This is a genomic window from Burkholderia sp. PU8-34 (assembly GCF_053427725.1).
On the sequence record NZ_JBSAXC010000098.1, the window covers coordinates 1 to 293 of the forward strand.

Annotated in this window: 1 protein-coding gene; it reads right to left on the reverse strand. The window is 69.6% G+C overall.

The features are described from left to right. Positions 1 to 291, reverse strand: a 291-nt coding sequence (locus ACV22Z_RS35890; RefSeq protein WP_448080963.1) for a cytochrome b, incomplete at its 3' end; no start/stop codon positions are given. Positions 292 to 293: the final 2 nt, after the last annotated feature.

Below are 293 nucleotides of genomic sequence, written 5' to 3' on the forward strand. Positions count from 1 at the left end.
GTGCACGCCGTGCGAGCCGATGCGCTGCCACGCCGGCATGCCGGCCGGCAACGACGGCGGCACGTGGGTCGCGCGCCACAGCACGCGGATCGCCGCGAGCGCGAACGCCGTCACGCCGATCCACTTGTGCCACGAGAAATACTTGAGCTTCGTCGGCGTGAAGCCGGGGATGTCGGTCATCACCCAGCCGAGCGCGAAGCCGCAGACAATCAGCAGCGCGATCAGCCAGTGCAGCGCGATCGCGGTCCGCGTATAGCCGGCCGGCCCGACCGGCGGAGAATTCGATGCCATGG